Source organism: Brevundimonas sp. (assembly GCF_031082345.1).
In the GTDB taxonomy this organism is placed as follows: domain Bacteria; phylum Pseudomonadota; class Alphaproteobacteria; order Caulobacterales; family Caulobacteraceae; genus Brevundimonas.
Map to the genome: position 1 here is coordinate 1 of NZ_JAVHLH010000051.1, position 13,450 is coordinate 13,450.

The 13,450-nt window shown below is 70.2% G+C and carries 20 protein-coding genes and 1 pseudogene; 6 read left to right on the forward strand and 15 right to left on the reverse strand.

Annotation, left to right across the window (positions count from 1 at the left end):
- The 10 genes from RDU12_RS05155 to RDU12_RS05200 all read right to left on the reverse strand — a co-directional run.
- On the reverse strand, positions 1–406 hold a 406-nt coding region (locus RDU12_RS05155), incomplete at its 3' end, for a MotA/TolQ/ExbB proton channel family protein (protein WP_374990189.1).
- A 129-nt stretch (positions 407–535) separates the two neighbouring features.
- Positions 536–985: a YbgC/FadM family acyl-CoA thioesterase gene (locus RDU12_RS05160; protein WP_300293583.1), complete on the reverse strand. Its 450-nt coding sequence runs from the start codon at positions 983–985 to the stop codon at positions 536–538.
- Positions 982–1,368, reverse strand: a complete 387-nt coding sequence (locus tag RDU12_RS05165; RefSeq protein ID WP_308684209.1) for a hypothetical protein — start codon at positions 1,366–1,368, stop codon at positions 982–984. Before RDU12_RS05165 ends, RDU12_RS05160 begins: the two co-directional genes overlap by 4 nt.
- Before the next feature lie 52 nt (positions 1,369–1,420).
- On the reverse strand, positions 1,421–2,455 hold the full coding sequence (gene ruvB, locus RDU12_RS05170) for a Holliday junction branch migration DNA helicase RuvB (protein ID WP_308684214.1): 1,035 nt from the start codon (positions 2,453–2,455) through the stop codon (positions 1,421–1,423).
- A complete protein-coding gene (locus RDU12_RS05175; protein ID WP_300293658.1) occupies positions 2,448–2,633 on the reverse strand; it encodes a hypothetical protein in 186 nt (61 codons plus the stop codon). The genes ruvB and RDU12_RS05175 overlap by 8 nt, the downstream gene beginning before the upstream one ends.
- Positions 2,630–3,247 (reverse strand): Holliday junction branch migration protein RuvA, encoded by a 618-nt coding sequence (gene ruvA, locus RDU12_RS05180; protein ID WP_308684210.1) that lies wholly within the window; start codon positions 3,245–3,247, stop codon positions 2,630–2,632. The genes RDU12_RS05175 and ruvA overlap by 4 nt, the downstream gene beginning before the upstream one ends.
- Positions 3,244–3,750, reverse strand: a complete 507-nt coding sequence (gene ruvC, locus RDU12_RS05185; RefSeq protein ID WP_300289788.1) for a crossover junction endodeoxyribonuclease RuvC — start codon at positions 3,748–3,750, stop codon at positions 3,244–3,246. The genes ruvA and ruvC overlap by 4 nt, the downstream gene beginning before the upstream one ends.
- Before the next feature lie 57 nt (positions 3,751–3,807).
- On the reverse strand, positions 3,808–4,203 hold the full coding sequence (locus tag RDU12_RS05190) for a cupin domain-containing protein (protein ID WP_300289789.1): 396 nt from the start codon (positions 4,201–4,203) through the stop codon (positions 3,808–3,810).
- A 75-nt stretch (positions 4,204–4,278) separates the two neighbouring features.
- Complete coding sequence (locus RDU12_RS05195) at positions 4,279–4,968, reverse strand: MgtC/SapB family protein (protein ID WP_300289790.1); 690 nt, start codon at positions 4,966–4,968, stop codon at positions 4,279–4,281.
- A gap of 65 nt (positions 4,969–5,033) precedes the next feature.
- On the reverse strand, positions 5,034–5,732 hold the full coding sequence (locus RDU12_RS05200) for an MgtC/SapB family protein (RefSeq protein WP_300289791.1): 699 nt from the start codon (positions 5,730–5,732) through the stop codon (positions 5,034–5,036).
- A gap of 139 nt (positions 5,733–5,871) precedes the next feature.
- Here RDU12_RS05200 and RDU12_RS05205 point away from each other — a divergent pair, with 139 nt between their 5' ends.
- On the forward strand, positions 5,872–6,078 hold the full coding sequence (locus RDU12_RS05205) for a hypothetical protein (protein ID WP_300289792.1): 207 nt from the start codon (positions 5,872–5,874) through the stop codon (positions 6,076–6,078).
- Positions 6,079–6,086: 8 nt separating this feature from the next.
- On the opposite strand, the gene RDU12_RS05210 is transcribed toward RDU12_RS05205, so the two are convergent.
- Together RDU12_RS05210 and RDU12_RS05215 are read right to left on the reverse strand one after the other, a co-directional pair.
- Positions 6,087–6,647 carry a TonB family protein gene (locus RDU12_RS05210; protein ID WP_300289793.1) on the reverse strand — a complete coding sequence of 187 codons (561 nt, stop codon included), beginning with the start codon at positions 6,645–6,647 and terminating at the stop codon, positions 6,087–6,089.
- Positions 6,648–7,421, reverse strand: a complete 774-nt coding sequence (locus RDU12_RS05215; protein ID WP_300289795.1) for a YebC/PmpR family DNA-binding transcriptional regulator — start codon at positions 7,419–7,421, stop codon at positions 6,648–6,650.
- A gap of 163 nt (positions 7,422–7,584) precedes the next feature.
- On the opposite strand from RDU12_RS05215, the gene RDU12_RS05220 reads away from it, so the two are divergent.
- A complete protein-coding gene (locus RDU12_RS05220; protein ID WP_300289796.1) occupies positions 7,585–7,785 on the forward strand; it encodes a hypothetical protein in 201 nt (66 codons plus the stop codon).
- On the opposite strand, the gene RDU12_RS05225 is transcribed toward RDU12_RS05220, so the two are convergent.
- Together RDU12_RS05225 and RDU12_RS05230 are read right to left on the reverse strand one after the other, a co-directional pair.
- Positions 7,782–8,621 (reverse strand): aspartyl protease family protein, encoded by an 840-nt coding sequence (locus tag RDU12_RS05225; protein WP_308684211.1) that lies wholly within the window; start codon positions 8,619–8,621, stop codon positions 7,782–7,784. The two genes, RDU12_RS05220 and RDU12_RS05225, sit on opposite strands and share 4 nt — an antisense overlap.
- A gap of 114 nt (positions 8,622–8,735) precedes the next feature.
- On the reverse strand, positions 8,736–9,173 hold the full coding sequence (locus RDU12_RS05230) for a thioesterase family protein (protein ID WP_300289798.1): 438 nt from the start codon (positions 9,171–9,173) through the stop codon (positions 8,736–8,738).
- Positions 9,174–9,325: 152 nt separating this feature from the next.
- Here RDU12_RS05230 and RDU12_RS05235 point away from each other — a divergent pair, with 152 nt between their 5' ends.
- From RDU12_RS05235 to RDU12_RS05250, 4 genes and pseudogenes are all read left to right on the forward strand, one after another.
- Entirely contained in the window at positions 9,326–10,453 is a 1,128-nt protein-coding gene (locus tag RDU12_RS05235; RefSeq protein ID WP_300289799.1) for a zinc-dependent alcohol dehydrogenase family protein, read from the forward strand.
- 45 nt (positions 10,454–10,498) lie between these two features.
- A pseudogene (locus RDU12_RS05240) lies at positions 10,499–11,001 on the forward strand (DUF1993 family protein).
- A 48-nt stretch (positions 11,002–11,049) separates the two neighbouring features.
- Positions 11,050–12,570 carry a sodium/proline symporter PutP gene (gene putP, locus RDU12_RS05245; RefSeq protein ID WP_300289800.1) on the forward strand — a complete coding sequence of 507 codons (1,521 nt, stop codon included), beginning with the start codon at positions 11,050–11,052 and terminating at the stop codon, positions 12,568–12,570.
- A 2-nt stretch (positions 12,571–12,572) separates the two neighbouring features.
- Positions 12,573–13,004: a hypothetical protein gene (locus tag RDU12_RS05250; RefSeq protein ID WP_308684212.1), complete on the forward strand. Its 432-nt coding sequence runs from the start codon at positions 12,573–12,575 to the stop codon at positions 13,002–13,004.
- Here the strand turns inward: RDU12_RS05250 and RDU12_RS05255 are convergent.
- The coding region (locus tag RDU12_RS05255) for a type II restriction endonuclease (protein WP_308684213.1) at positions 12,991–13,450 on the reverse strand (460 nt) is incomplete at its 5' end. The two genes, RDU12_RS05250 and RDU12_RS05255, sit on opposite strands and share 14 nt — an antisense overlap.

Consider the following 13,450-nt stretch of genomic DNA (forward strand, 5'->3'; position numbering starts at 1 on the left):
CCAGACCGTTCTCGACGCGCTGTCCTTCGCGGGCGATCAGACTGTCCAGCGCCCGGTCGATGCGCGACATCAGCATATTGCCCTGCCCCTCGGTCAGCGGCCCGCGCGTCCGCGCCTCGCGCCAGTCGGCCAGGGCGATGACCAGCATGCGCGGAAGCGGATGGGCGGGATCGGGTCCGGCCTGGGCGGCGATCTCTTCCAGCGAACGGCCCGAGCCGACGGCCTTTTCGAAGGCCGTGGCCTGACGGTTCATCGCGGCGAACCTGAAGGCCTTGTCGATGATCACGGCCCACGACCACAGCGAGGCGACCACCAGACCGATCATGACGGCCTTGACGACCGGATCGGCCGCCAGGAACAGGGCCACGGGGTTCAGCATCATCGAGGCTTCGGCGGGGGGAGTCATTCGGTCGTCCTCTTTCGTCCGTGCGTCCTGTGCATCGGACGGGCGTGGCGGATGTGTGGCGATTCAGCCCGATCTAGCGAGGTCTGCCCCAACCGTCACCTTACTGCACGTGACAGGTTCGCAATGTGATCAGGGTTCGCCCGTCAGCCACGGCCCGACTTTCTCCACCAGACCCTTCGTCGGACGGCGCGGTCGGCCGTCCAGGTGGATGCAGACCACCTCGACATCGGCCGTGCACAGATCGTCGGCGCCGCGCGCGATGGTCTGGGAGATCAGCAGCCGGGGCCCCTTGATGGCGTCGTAGCGGGTGCGGACGACCAGTTCCTCGTCGATCCGGGCGGGCTTGAGGAAGGTCAGCGACATCTTCGAGACGACGAAGGCCATCGGCTGGTCGCCATCCAGCAGCTCGGCGTGGCCGATGCCCATCAGGCGCAGGGCGTCCGAACGGCCACGCTCGAAATAGCGGACGTAGTTGCCGTGATAGACCAGGCCGGTGAAGTCGGTGTCCTCGTAATAGACGCGGACCGGCAGGCGGTGCTCGCGGCCCTCGAAGCGGCCGGCGGTGGGGCGGTCGGTCATCGGCGGGCCCCTCCCCCGACGTTGGGCGCGCGGGTCAGGAAGCCGGGGCAGACGTCGCGCAGCATCTCGTCGAACTCGGCCTTCAGCGGATCGGTCTCCAGCAGGATGCGGTTGGGCCGCGAGATGAAGACGACCAGCCGGCCCTGCTGATCGGAGACGTAGCCGCAGATCGCCCGGCGCCGGCCGGTCTCGGTGTAGCGGACAACGGCGTCCGGGCCGATGTGCTCGCTGAGCTGGGCGCGCGCGCGGTCCGCGGCCGAGGGCTCGCCGCCGCCGAGGCCGCCGTCGCGGGTGACGAGCCAGAGCAGCAGGACGCCGAGGATCAAGACCGCGGCGCCCAGCACCGCGATCAACCGTTCGACCCTGACCTTGCGTGGCGCCATGCCCCCTCCGTTCGGGGCGGAGCATGACGGGGTTCGCCCGCGCCGTGAAGGGTCACTTGCCCCCGAACAGGCCGCCCTGTTCCGGCGTCCGCGGCGGTTCGGTGAGGCCGAGGTGGGCGTAGGCGCGGGCGCAGGCCATGCGGCCGCGGGGCGTGCGCTGGATGAAGCCCTGCTGCAGCAGATAGGGCTCGATGACGTCCTCGACCGCGTCGCGGGCCTCGGCGATGGCGGCGGCGAGAGTGTCCATGCCGACCGGGCCGCCGCCGTAGTTCTCGATCAGGGCCTTGAGGAAGCGGCGGTCGTTGGCGTCGAGCCCGGCCTCGTCGATCTCGAGCCGGCTGAGGGCGCGGGCGGCGGCGAGGCGGTCGATGGAGGTCGCGCCGTCGGCGCTGGCGAAGTCGCGCACCCGGCGCAGCAGCCGGCCGGCGACGCGGGGCGTGCCGCGCGAGCGCGAGGCGATCTCGCGGGCGCCGTCCTCGGCGATCGGGGCGCCCATCTTGCGGGCCGCGCCCATGATGACCTTCACCAGTTCGTCAGGGGTGTAGAATTCGAGCCTGAGCGGAATGCCGAAGCGGTCGCGCAGGGGCGTGGCCAGCAGGCCGGCGCGGGTGGTGGCGCCGACGAGGGTGAAGGGAGCCAGGTCGATGCGCACTGATCGGGCCGAGGGCCCTTCGCCGATGATCAGGTCGAGGACGTGGTCCTCCATGGCCGGATAGAGGATCTCCTCGACCGCCGGGGCGAGGCGGTGGATCTCGTCGATGAACAGGACGTCGCGCGGTTCGAGATTGGTCAGGATGGCGGCGAGGTCGCCGGCCTTGGCGAGGATCGGGCCGGAGGTGGCGCGAAAGCCGACGCCGAGCTCGCGCGAGACGATCTGGGCCAGGGTGGTCTTGCCCAGCCCCGGCGGGCCGAACAGCAGGACGTGGTCCAGCGCCTCGTTGCGGCCGCGGGCGGCCTCGATGAAGACCCTGAGATTGCCCTTGGCCTGCTCCTGGCCGACGAACTCGGACAGGGTCTGGGGCCGCAGGGCGCGGTCGTAGGTTTCGCCGGGGGCGGGCGACGGGTCCACCAGCCTGTCCTCAGTCATGCTCATACCCGCCCTTCCCGGCAAAGCCGGGGATCGGAAGGTTCATCACAACGGACACGACGAAAGGCACAAAGGCCACAACGGGGTCCGAGCCTGGCGCAAGCCACGTCGTGTCCGTCGTGAATCCATTGTGGTCGTTGTGATGAACCTGCTTCGCAGGTTGGAAGATCGTGATCACCGCCCCAGCTCCTGCAGGGCGGCGCGGATCACCGCCGACAGGTCGGCGTCGTCGCCGAGGCGGATCAGGGCCTGGTCGACGGCGCGGCGGGCGTTGACCTCGGCGACGCCGAGGCCGAGCAGGGCCGAAACGGCCTCGCCGGTCACGCTGGGGACCGGGGGCGCGGCCTCGGCGTGGACGCCCGGGGCGGAGGGGGTGAAGGAGACCTCGCCGAGCGGCTTGCCCTTCAGTTCGGTGACGATGCGCAGGGCCAGTTTGGGGCCGACGCCGTTGGCGCGGGCCACCGCCGCCTTGTCCTCGCGCGCCACCGCCGCCGCCAACTCGCCGGGGGGCAGGACGTCGAGCACCGACAGGGCGGCCTTGGGGCCGACGCCCTGGATGCCGTTGAGGGTCAGGAAGGCCCGGCGCTCGTCGCGCGACAGGAAGCCGTAGAGACGCGGGCCGCTCTCGGCGTTGAAGGTGGATTCGATCTGCAGGGTCGTCTCGTCTCCCGGGGCGGGCAGGCGCTGCAGGGTGCGGGCGCCGCAGAAGACCACATAGCCGACGCCGGCGCAGTCGATCAGGCAGTGGTCAGGCTCGACCTCGGCCAGCACGCCTCTGAGCCGGCCGATCATGCGGCGCCCGCCAGCAGGGCCCGCTTGCGCAGCTGGGCGTGGGTGATGGCGACGGCGAGAGCGTCGGCGGCGTCGGCCTTCACGTCGCCGGCGGTGGGCAGGAGGCGCTTCACCATGAAGGCGATCTGGGTCTTGTCGGCGTGACCGGCCCCGACCACCGCCTTCTTGATCAGGTTGGGCGAATATTCGGCGACGCTGAGGCCATGCCGGGCCGGGGCCAGCATGACGGCGGCGCGGGCGTGGCCGAGCTTGAGGGTCGAGGCCGGGTTCATGTTGACGAAGACCTCCTCGATCGCCGCCTCGTCACAGTCGTATTCGGCGCAGACCGCGCCGACCGCCTCAAGCAGATGCAACAGTCGCTCGCTGAAGGGGGCGGTCTCGGGCGGAGCCACGACGCCGTGGGCGATCCAGCGCAGGCGCGAGCCCTCGGCCGCCACCACGCCCCATCCGGTGCGGCGCAGGCCGGGGTCGAGACCGAGAATCCGAGTCGCTTCGTTCGTCATTCGTTCCAGTCATGCCCCAAAGAGGGTTAGCGGACAATGACCGGCGTGCGCGCGACCCTATTCGGTGGTCTTGCCGTCGAAATGCTCTTCGTGGGCGTCGGCCTCGGCCTTGGTCTTGTGGACCACGCCGTCGCGGTGCTCGGGCGGGCCGTAGAGGGTGTAAAGCATCAGCGGGGCGTCGCCGGTGTTGACGACGTTGTGCCGGGCGCCGGCGGGAACGATGATGGCGTCGTCGTCCTTGACCGGCGTGCGCTTGCCGTCGATCAGCACCTCGCCCGAGCCGCTCTCGATGCGGAAGAACTGGTCGCGATCCTCGTGGACCTCGGCCCCGATCTCGTCGCCCGGCTGAAGGGTCATCAGCACCAGCTGGAGGTATTTGCCGGTGTAGAGCACGCGCCGGAAGTCGGTGTTCTCGACGGTGAGCTTTTCGATATCGGCGACAAAGCCTTGCATGGCGGTCCTTCCTGAGTCCGGGGAGACCCGGGAGATTGGGCCGCGGGGCCGGCGGTTCAAGTCGCCGGCGGCCGTCTATTCGTCGCGGGGCAGGACCGAGAAGCCGGCCAGGCCCGTCTGGGCGCCCAGCTGTGAGACCAGTCCGTCGGCGTCGATCGGCATCGGCCCCTTCACCTTCAGCTGGTGCTCGTGGATCAGACGGTCGGGACTCACCACATGGCCGATCCGCACCGCCCTCAAGCCCCGGGCGCGCAGCAGCTCGCGCAGGGCTGTCTCGCTGGGCGCCGCGCCCTGTTCCCAGCGCAACACCACGTCCATGGCGCCGATGTGCGGCAGCCGGGCGTCGAGCAGGCGCAGCAGGGCCAGCACCGCCAGGGTCGCGCCGGCGCCCATCAGCGCCAGGTCCAGCATGCCGACGCCGATCAGGACGCCAATGGCCGAGGTGACCCACAGCGACGCCGCCGTGGTCATGCCGTGCACCGAAAAGCCCTCGCGGAAGATGACCCCGGCGCAGAGGAAGCCGATGCCGGTCAGCAGGCCGTGCGACATCCGGGTCGGGTCGATCACCACCGTCTGGTCCGGCAGGGGGACGAAGGACCAGGTCGACTGGTTCATGGCCGCGAGCATCAGCAGACAGCTGGTCAGGCAGACGAGGATGTGGGTCCGGAACCCCGCCGGATGCCCGTGATGGGTCCGCTCGACACCGATCAGCCCGCCCGCCGTCATGGCCGCGAGCACCGGCCAGACCAGATCCCAGTTTATCAAGACACGCTCCGCAAACTGACGACCCGACAGCCTAGGCCCGTCCCCGCGGCCCGGGCAAGCGGTCCTCAGTCCTCCCGCGGGTCGAGCCGGTAGCCGGTCACGCCCTCGACGGCCCGGAGCCGGGCCGCCAGCGCCTTGAGGCCGTCGTGGCCCACGGCCTTGAGCCGGAAGGTCCGTCGGACGGACCCGCCGCCGTCGACCAGTTCGTGCCGGTCGCCGCCGGGCGACCAGCCGATGTCGCCGAGGGCGGCCTCGACCGCATCTTCGGCGGCCGGGTCCTCCCGCCGCCACACCACCTCGGCGTCGACGACGGCATGCTGCGGCAGCCGTCGGCTGACCAGCCTCAGCGCGGCGAGGATGAGCATGGTCAGCACCGTTCCGGTCGCCGCGAGCCAGAACAGTCCGGCCCCGAACAGCAGGCCGATGGCCGCCGTGATCCACAGCGAGGCGGCTGTGGTCAGGCCGTGGATCGAGAAGCCGGAGCGGAAGATCACGCCCGCGCAAAGGAAGCCGATGCCGGTCAGCACGCCGTGCGCCATCCGCGTCGGATCGGCGACGATGGCCGTTCCGGCCAGGGCGTCGAATCGCCATGAGCCCTGGGACACGGCCGCCTCCATCAGAAGGGCAGACGCCAGACAGACGAGGATGTGGGTGCGAAAGCCCGCCGACCGGCCGCGCCATTCACGCTCGAAGCCGATCAGACCGCCGGCGAGCATGGCGGCGAGCAGCGGCAGGGCGAAATCGGGAAGGTCGCTCAGGTCCATGCCCGGCAACGGCGGGGCCGAGGCGAGGGTTCCTGCCCCGCGCCCCGGTCGGGAGCGCCGGTGTCGGGAACCGTACGTTCGCCACCGGGTTATTTCCGCCGCGGCCAGAGACCGGCCGCAGCTTGCCGGAGGCCCGCTCATGGGTCGCTCCATCGAACGCCGCCTGTCAGCCGAGGCCTACGACCAGCTCCGGGCCGAGGTGCTGCGCGCCGCCGTCGAGCTGTCGGAAGATCAGCTGCTGGACCTGACCGACGCCCTGCACGGAGTCATCCGGTTGCGCCGGCCGGGCCGTCCGCTGCGCAATCCGGACGGCTGGGTCACCGACGAGCTGCGCAGCTTCGCCTGAACCGGGCGTCAGGGCTCCGGCGCCATCCTGAAATGAACGGTGTAGGCGATCCTGCTGTCCGTCCTGAAACCGTCGATGCTGTAGGGCTCGACGCGCGCGTCGCGGGCCGCGTCCAGGGCGGCCTCGGCGAAGCCGGCGCCGGACGGGCTTTCGCGCAGCACCTCGCAGGCGCCGAGCTCTCCGGAGGCGAGCGCCTCGCAGACCAGCTGAACCTCGCCCCGCTCGATGCCGCGGCTCTGGGCCAGCGCCGGGAACAGCGGCGCGGGGAGACGGGTCCATTTGGGCAGGGTCACTCCCGGGAGGTCCGGGTCGCGGGTCGCGGCGGGCTCCCCGGAGGGCGGGAGATCCCCGGCCGGCGGTTCCGGGGCGGGCGCGACCGGGATCAGGACCTCCAGGTCGACGGAATCGTCCTCGAAGGCGATCTCGGGGAAGGTGAAGGCGGCGTTGGACAGATACCAGGCGATGGCCGCCGCGAGGCCGATCAGGGCCGCGATGACCAGCGCCCAGACCGCGGCGTCAAGACCGCGTCCGGGCCGCCCGCCCGATGTCTCTGGCCCGCCGGTGGCCATCTAGCCCGCGTATTTCGCCAGGTCCTCGTCCGAGATGTCCTCGTTCGAATAGACGTTCTGCACATCGTCCTCGGCGTCCAGCGCATCCAGCAGCTTCATCAGCGTGCCGACCGCCTCGCCGGTGACGGGGACTTCCGACTGCGGTTTCCACACCAGCGCCGTCGATTTCGGGTCGCCCAGCACTTTCGACATGGCGTCGGCGACCTCGTTGAGGTCCTCGAACTTCGTCCAGATGGTGTGGCCCGGGGCGTCCTCGTAGATGTCAGGCTTGACCAGATCGCTCTCGACGTCGTCGGCGCCGGCCTCGATGGCGGCCTCCATGACCTGGTCCTCGGTGCCGGCCTCGGCCGGATAGATGATCTGACCGACCCGGTCCCACATGAAGGCGACCGAGTTCATCTCGCCCAGGGCCCCGCCGTTCTTGGAGAAGGCGGCGCGGATGTTCGAGCCGGCGCGATTGCGGTTGTCGGTCAGGGCCTCGACGATGATGCCGACGCCGCCGGGGCCGCGACCCTCGTAGCGGATCTCTTCCATCGTGTCGGCGTCGCCGGACGAGGCCTTGTTGATCGCCCGCTGGATGACGTCCTTGGGCAGGCTTTCGGCCTTGGCGTTGTTCACCGCCAGACGCAGGCGCGGGTTCATGGCCGGGTCGGGCATGCCCGACTTGGCGGCGACGGTGATGTCGCGTGAGAGCTTGGAGAACAGCTTGGACCGCTGCGCATCGGCGCGGCCCTTGCGGTGCATGATGTTCTTGAATTTGGAATGGCCGGCCATGAGGATCTCTTGAGTGCGCTATCGCTCGCGACACGGTCGCTCGCTGCTTGAGCGCGGTCGCGGTTCGTCGGCGCGCCGTCTAGCCGATGCGACGGCGGCTGTCACGGGACAGGAACCGCCGACCTCGCCGGGCATTTCCGGTCAGACCCCGCCGGAGCCCGACATGACCGCCCAGGACGCCTTCTACGACGCCGAACTGTATGCCGACGACGACCTCGACGAGGCCGACATCGTCGAATGGTACGAGGCCCGCCCCGTCACCGTGCCCGCCGCCGTGGCCACCGGCGCCATCATCGGCGCCTTCGCGCTGGGGGTGCTGACCGCCGTCGGCGCCTTGGCGCTGATGGGGCGGCTGGACGACTAGACCTGCGGGCGGGGGCGCACCCACAGCTTCTGCTTGGCCAGGTCGAAGGTCAGCAGCATCCGGGCCATGGTCGGCTCGCCGATGTTGCCGTCGATGATCATGTTCGGCCGAATCGTCGGATCCGCCTCGACGGTCGCGCGCCGGTCGCCCGCGCCGAGGCCCAGTCGGAAGGGTTGAGCCGGCCCGGTCTCCGGAACGCCCATCGCCGCCGCCGCGTGCGGGGCCAGCAGCAGCGGCGGCACCCCGCCTGAGTCCAGTTGCAGCCACAGATCGCCGGCGTCCGTCTGGACCAGGGCAAGCACCGTGAGGCTGTAGCCGCCGGCCTGGCGGGCGAAATGCACCGGCACCTCCACCGCGCCGTCGATCCGCGCGGCCAGGCTGTCCGGCGTCTCGAGAACGATCCGGCGCGCGGCGAGATCGAGGGTGAACGGCTGGTCGGCGAAGGCGTCCAGCGACAGGATGCCGTCGACCGGCCCCTCGGGCGGGAGCATGGCCTTGAGGTCGAACACCCCGGCCGCCGGGGAAGTGAGGCTGACGCCGTCCCCGAGATCGAAGACGACGTCGTCGCAGCGCGGTCCGTCGAGACGTTCGCCCGACAGGCGGAATCCGGACACGTTGCCCCAGGGCGTGCAGCCGATCCGCTCGGCGAACTCGACGGTCACCACGCTGACGCCGCCGCCGGTGTCGAACAGGAAGGTCCCGGTCTGACCGGCCACCGTCGCCTCCACCGTGTGGAGGATGCCCAGATAGTCCGAGAGCGGAATTTCCGGCCCTGTCCGGGACTGCGCCGAGACAGGGCCGCTCGCCAGGGCCGCCAGGATACCGGCCGTCATCATCGCCGCACGCCGCATCATTCATCTCCGTTCGAGGAATGGCGGCAAGCTGCACAGTTGGGGACGAAGGGGGTAGTTACTTCGCGGCAATGGTGATGTCGGATCGGGGGCCGGCCGTCAGGCGCGCAGCGACTCCAGAAACCCCCGCATCCTGTCGTCAACCGGCACCGGCCGCTTGGTGTCGCGGTCGACATAGACGTGGACGAAATGGCCGACGGCGGCCGCCTCTTCCTCGTTGTTGCGGAACAGGCCGATCTCGTAGCGGACCGATGACGTTCCGACGTGGGCGACGCGGACGCCGGCCTGGATCTCGTCGGGGAAGGCGGTCGGCGAGAAATAGCGGCAGCCGGTTTCCGCCACCAGGCCGATGACCTTGCCGTGGTGGATGTCGAGCAGGCCGTTGACCACCAGCAGCCGGTTCACCGCCGTGTCGAACCACGAGTAGTAGACGACATTGTTGACGTGGCCGTAGACGTCGTTGTCCATCCACCGCGTGGAGATGGCCTGGAAGCGGCGGTAGTCGGTCCGTTTGGTTCGCTCGATCGTCCCGGTCACGCACGTTCTCCCCTAATGTGGCGCTATCGCTCGCGACGCGTTCCCGATTTCGCGGGAATGACGAAGCTCGCTGCTTGAGCGCGTCTGGTGCGCGCTTCATCGATCAGCCTTGGGCTTGGCGGACGCGGCGTCAAGCGCCTAGCGTCCCTCACATGAAGACCATCGCCGCCGTCCTCAGAGCCATGGGCGCCGCCCGCCCCTATGCCGACAGCCGGCCCCTGTCGCTGGAGACGGTGGCGCTCGATCCGCCCGGCGCGGGCGAGGTGCTGGTCGCCATCAAGGCCGCCGGCCTGTGCCATTCGGACCTCAGCGTCATCAACGGCGACCGGCCGCGGCCGATGCCGATGGCCCTGGGGCATGAGGCGGCCGGGGTGGTCGAGGCCTTGGGGCCCGACGTTGGCGACCTGGCCGTCGGCGATCACGTGGTCATGGTCTTCATGCCCAGCTGCGGCCACTGCGATCCCTGCGCCGGAGGGCGGCCGGCCCTGTGCGAACCGGGGGCCGCGGCCAACGGCAAGGGCGAGCTGCTGGGCGGCGGGGTGCGCCTGCACGACGGGTCCGGAGACCTGCATCATCACCTCGGCTGTTCGGCGTTTGCGAGTCACGCCGTGGTGTCGCGCCGGTCGCTGGTGAAGATCGATGCGGACCTGCCGTTCGAACAGGCGGCGCTGTTCGGCTGCGCGGTGCTGACCGGGGTCGGCGCAGTGGTGAATACGGCCGGGGTCCGGGCGGGGCAGAGCGTCGTGGTGGTCGGCCTCGGCGGAGTCGGGCTGTCGTCGGTGCTCGGGGCGCTGGCCAGCGGGGCGTCGCCGGTGGTGGCCGTGGATCTGAGCGAGGACAAGCTGGCCCTCGCCCGGTCCCTGGGGCCCGTGCGCACCGTCAACGCCGGCGACGCCGACGCCGTGGATCAGGTCCGGGCCCTGACCGGGGGCGGGGCCGACTTCGTCTTCGAGATGGCCGGCAGCGTGCGGGCGCTGGAGGCGGCGTGGCGGATGACGCGGCGCGGCGGGACCACGGTCACCGCCGGCCTGCCGCCGCCCGAGGCCGCGCTGGCAGTCAATGTGGTGCAGCTGGTGGCCGAGGAGCGGACGCTGAAGGGGTCGTACATCGGCACCTGCGTGCCCAGCCGCGACATCCCCCGCTATGTGGCCCTGTTCCGCGAGGGACGGCTGCCGGTGGATCGGCTGCTGACCGGGACCATTCCGCTGGCGGACATCAACGCGGCCTTCGACGCCCTGGCCGATGGAGAGGCCGTGCGCACGGTGGTGACCTTCCCGTAAGGCCAAGCTAGAACCCGGTTTTCGAATGTCCGGGGAGAGACCGCCATGGCCACCGAACTCTACGACCTCACCGTCCCGGTCTTCACCCGCGCGCTGAAGGCGCTGTCGGGCCTGCTCGACAAGGCCGTCGCCCATGCCGGAGAGGCGGGGGCCGAGGCGATGCTGTCGAACCGGCTGATCGAGGACATGCACCCGCTGTCGAAACAGGTTCAGATCGCCTGCGACTCGGCCAAGCTGTGCGTCGCCCGGCTGTCCGGCGCCGAGGCCCCGGTGCACGAGGACACGGAGACCACGGTGGCCGAGCTGAAAGCCCGCATCGCCGCCACCCTAGACTACATCGCCTCGGTCCCGCGCGAGGCGATCGACGGGCAGGAAGACCGCGACGTCGTGCTGAAATTCCCGGCGGGGAGTGGCCGTTCAAGGGGCAGGCCTATGTGACCGGCTTCGCCCTGCCGAACTTCTTCTTCCACCTGACCACCGCCTACGGCCTGCTGCGCCAGGCCGGCGTGCCGCTGGGCAAGCGGGACTTCATGGGCGCCCCGCAGTAGCCGGGGCGGGGGTGGACCCCGTCCGCGCAACGCTGCTACCCCTTCGGCATGGAAACCGGCGCCCTCATCACCATCGGCCTCTATTTCGTCCTGATGCTCGGCATCGGGGTCTATGCGTGGAGGAAGTCCACCAGCGACGTGTCCGGCTATATGCTGGGCGGGCGGCAGCTGGGGCCGGCGGTGACGGCGCTGTCGGCGGGCGCCTCGGACATGAGCGGCTGGCTGATGATGGGCCTGCCCGGGGCCATGTTCCTGAGCGGCCTGTCGGCGGCGTGGATCGGCTTCGGCCTCGTGGTCGGGGCGTATCTGAACTACCTGATCGTGGCCCCCAGACTGCGCGTCTATACCGAGGTGGCCAGCGACGCGATCACCATCCCCGACTATCTCGGCAAGCGGTTCGCGGACCGGTCGTACATGCTGCGGGTCATCTCCTCCCTCGTCATCGTCGTCTTTTTCACGCTCTACACCGCCAGCGGGCTGGTGGCGGGGGGCAAGCTGTTCGACAGCGCCTTCGGCCTCGACTACGGCCTCGGCCTGTGGATCACCGCCGGGGTGGTGCTGGCCTACACCCTGTTCGGGGGCTTCCTCGCGGTCAGCCTGACCGACTTCGTGCAGGGCTGCATCATGTTCCTGGCGCTCGTGCTCGTCCCCGTGGTGGCCATGATCCAGGTCGGCGGCCCGGCCGAGACCGCGGAGATCATCCGCACCGTCGACCCGGCCCGGTTCGACCTGCTGGCCGGGACCAGCGCCATCGGCATCGTCTCGGCCCTCGCGTGGGGTCTCGGCTATTTCGGCCAGCCGCACATCATCGTCCGCTTCATGGCCCTGCGCTCCGTCAGGGACGTGCCGGCGGCGCGGCGCATCGGCATGAGCTGGATGATCGTCTCCCTGCTGGGCGCCCTCGGCACCGGCCTGACCGGCCTGGCCTACGCCACCGCCAACGGCCTGTCGGTCGCCGACCCCGAGACCATCTTCATCATCCTGTCCGACGTGCTGTTCGACCCGCTGATCTCGGGCTTCCTGCTGGCCGCCATCCTCGCGGCGATCATGAGCACCATCTCGTCGCAGCTGCTGGTGTCGTCCTCCTCCCTGACCGAAGACTTCTACGGCCTGTTCGTGCGCCGCAGCGCGTCGCAGAAGGAGCTCGTCCTCGTCGGCCGGATCGCCGTGCTGGCCGTGGCCCTCGCCGCCATCGGGCTGGCGTACGATCCCGAAAACAACGTCCTCGGCCTGGTGGCCAACGCCTGGGCCGGCTTCGGCGCCGCCTTCGGGCCGCTGATCATCCTGTCGCTGACGTGGAAGCGGATGACGCGCAACGGCGCCCTCGCCGGCATGATCGTCGGCGCCGCCGTGGTGCTGTTCTGGATCTTCGCCCCGGTCCTGCCCTCGGGCGCGGCCCTGACCACGGTGCTGTACGAGATGGTCCCGGGCTTCATCCTCAGCTTCCTCGCCATCGTCGGCGTCAGCCTGATGGGCAGGGCCCCGACCGGAGAGGTGGCCGAGACCTTCGAGCGGGTGCGGGTCAAGCTGGACGAGGCGAAGCGGCCGGCGACGGCGCCGGGGACCTGACCATGACCCTGCGCCGCCTCGCCGACCTGCCCGGCGTCAACGATCTGGAGCTGAAGGCGCTGATGAAGCCGCGCCTCGCCGACCCGGACGAGGCCCACGCCCACCCGGAGGTCGACGAGGTCGCCCGCGCCGCCTTCGGCCTGACGCTGGACGAGGCCGAGGCGACTCCCCTGCCCGCCGACTGGCCCGAGGCCCTGCGCGACCTGCATCGCCGCAGCCCCGCAGACCTGGTCGAGGCCTTCGAGGCCGAGGGCTGGGACGTCACCGACAAGCGGCGCAAGCCGCTGCGCATCCTGCCCCTGCTCGCCCTGCCGCTGGCCCTGGCCGCCCGCGGCGTGGCGGGCCAGCTGCCCTTCCTGGCCGAGCCGGACCATCCGACGACCGACTGGGGCGCGAATCTGAAGGCCGAGGCGGGGCGGTTCAGGAAGCGGTGAGGGCGGAGGCGGCCCGCTGTTTCGCCAGCTCGATGAAGTCCCTGAGGGTAAACAGCCATTCCCGCTGCTCTGCGCGGTAGCTATCCTGGATCGGCTCCGGAACGACGAGTTGCAGCCCTGCGGATCGCATCTCATCGGTCTGATTGAGCGAGATGCCGGGCTCCAGCGTCACCAAGTGCTTACTCGGGACCTTGGCGCCCTCCGAAAGCACCTGTCGCCAGCGGTCCTTGCAGGTCGACTTTGCGCCGAGGAGAAGCAGCCGGTCGGGGTCGAAAGCTGCGTCGCGATAGGCTTCCGCCCCGGGAAAGAGGAAATCCGGTTTCTTGTTTCCTTCGGTCCTTCCCCCCCGATCGAACCTCAATCCGTGCGCCTCGAAGACGCTGGCGAGGTGATGTTCCAGCGAGTGGCCGGCCCTGGATTTGCGCCTGTTTTGAACGCTCAGAGAG

What these genes read in the sequence shown, in the direction of transcription:
- RDU12_RS05160 (WP_300293583.1), bottom strand. Translation starts at nt 985, where the DNA reads ATGACCGACCGCCCCACCGCCGGCCGCTTCGAGGGCCGCGAGCACCGC.
- RDU12_RS05165 (WP_308684209.1), bottom strand. Translation starts at nt 1,368, where the DNA reads ATGGCGCCACGCAAGGTCAGGGTCGAACGGTTGATCGCGGTGCTGGGC.
- ruvB (WP_308684214.1), bottom strand. Translation starts at nt 2,455, where the DNA reads ATGACTGAGGACAGGCTGGTGGACCCGTCGCCCGCCCCCGGCGAAACC.
- ruvA (WP_308684210.1), bottom strand. Translation starts at nt 3,247, where the DNA reads ATGATCGGCCGGCTCAGAGGCGTGCTGGCCGAGGTCGAGCCTGACCAC.
- ruvC (WP_300289788.1), bottom strand. Translation starts at nt 3,750, where the DNA reads ATGACGAACGAAGCGACTCGGATTCTCGGTCTCGACCCCGGCCTGCGC.
- RDU12_RS05190 (WP_300289789.1), bottom strand. Translation starts at nt 4,203, where the DNA reads ATGCAAGGCTTTGTCGCCGATATCGAAAAGCTCACCGTCGAGAACACC.
- RDU12_RS05200 (WP_300289791.1), bottom strand. Translation starts at nt 5,732, where the DNA reads ATGGACCTGAGCGACCTTCCCGATTTCGCCCTGCCGCTGCTCGCCGCC.
- RDU12_RS05205 (WP_300289792.1), top strand. Translation starts at nt 5,872, where the DNA reads ATGGGTCGCTCCATCGAACGCCGCCTGTCAGCCGAGGCCTACGACCAG.
- RDU12_RS05210 (WP_300289793.1), bottom strand. Translation starts at nt 6,647, where the DNA reads ATGGCCACCGGCGGGCCAGAGACATCGGGCGGGCGGCCCGGACGCGGT.
- RDU12_RS05215 (WP_300289795.1), bottom strand. Translation starts at nt 7,421, where the DNA reads ATGGCCGGCCATTCCAAATTCAAGAACATCATGCACCGCAAGGGCCGC.
- RDU12_RS05220 (WP_300289796.1), top strand. Translation starts at nt 7,585, where the DNA reads ATGACCGCCCAGGACGCCTTCTACGACGCCGAACTGTATGCCGACGAC.
- RDU12_RS05225 (WP_308684211.1), bottom strand. Translation starts at nt 8,621, where the DNA reads ATGATGACGGCCGGTATCCTGGCGGCCCTGGCGAGCGGCCCTGTCTCG.
- RDU12_RS05235 (WP_300289799.1), top strand. Translation starts at nt 9,326, where the DNA reads ATGAAGACCATCGCCGCCGTCCTCAGAGCCATGGGCGCCGCCCGCCCC.
- putP (WP_300289800.1), top strand. Translation starts at nt 11,050, where the DNA reads ATGGAAACCGGCGCCCTCATCACCATCGGCCTCTATTTCGTCCTGATG.
- RDU12_RS05250 (WP_308684212.1), top strand. Translation starts at nt 12,573, where the DNA reads ATGACCCTGCGCCGCCTCGCCGACCTGCCCGGCGTCAACGATCTGGAG.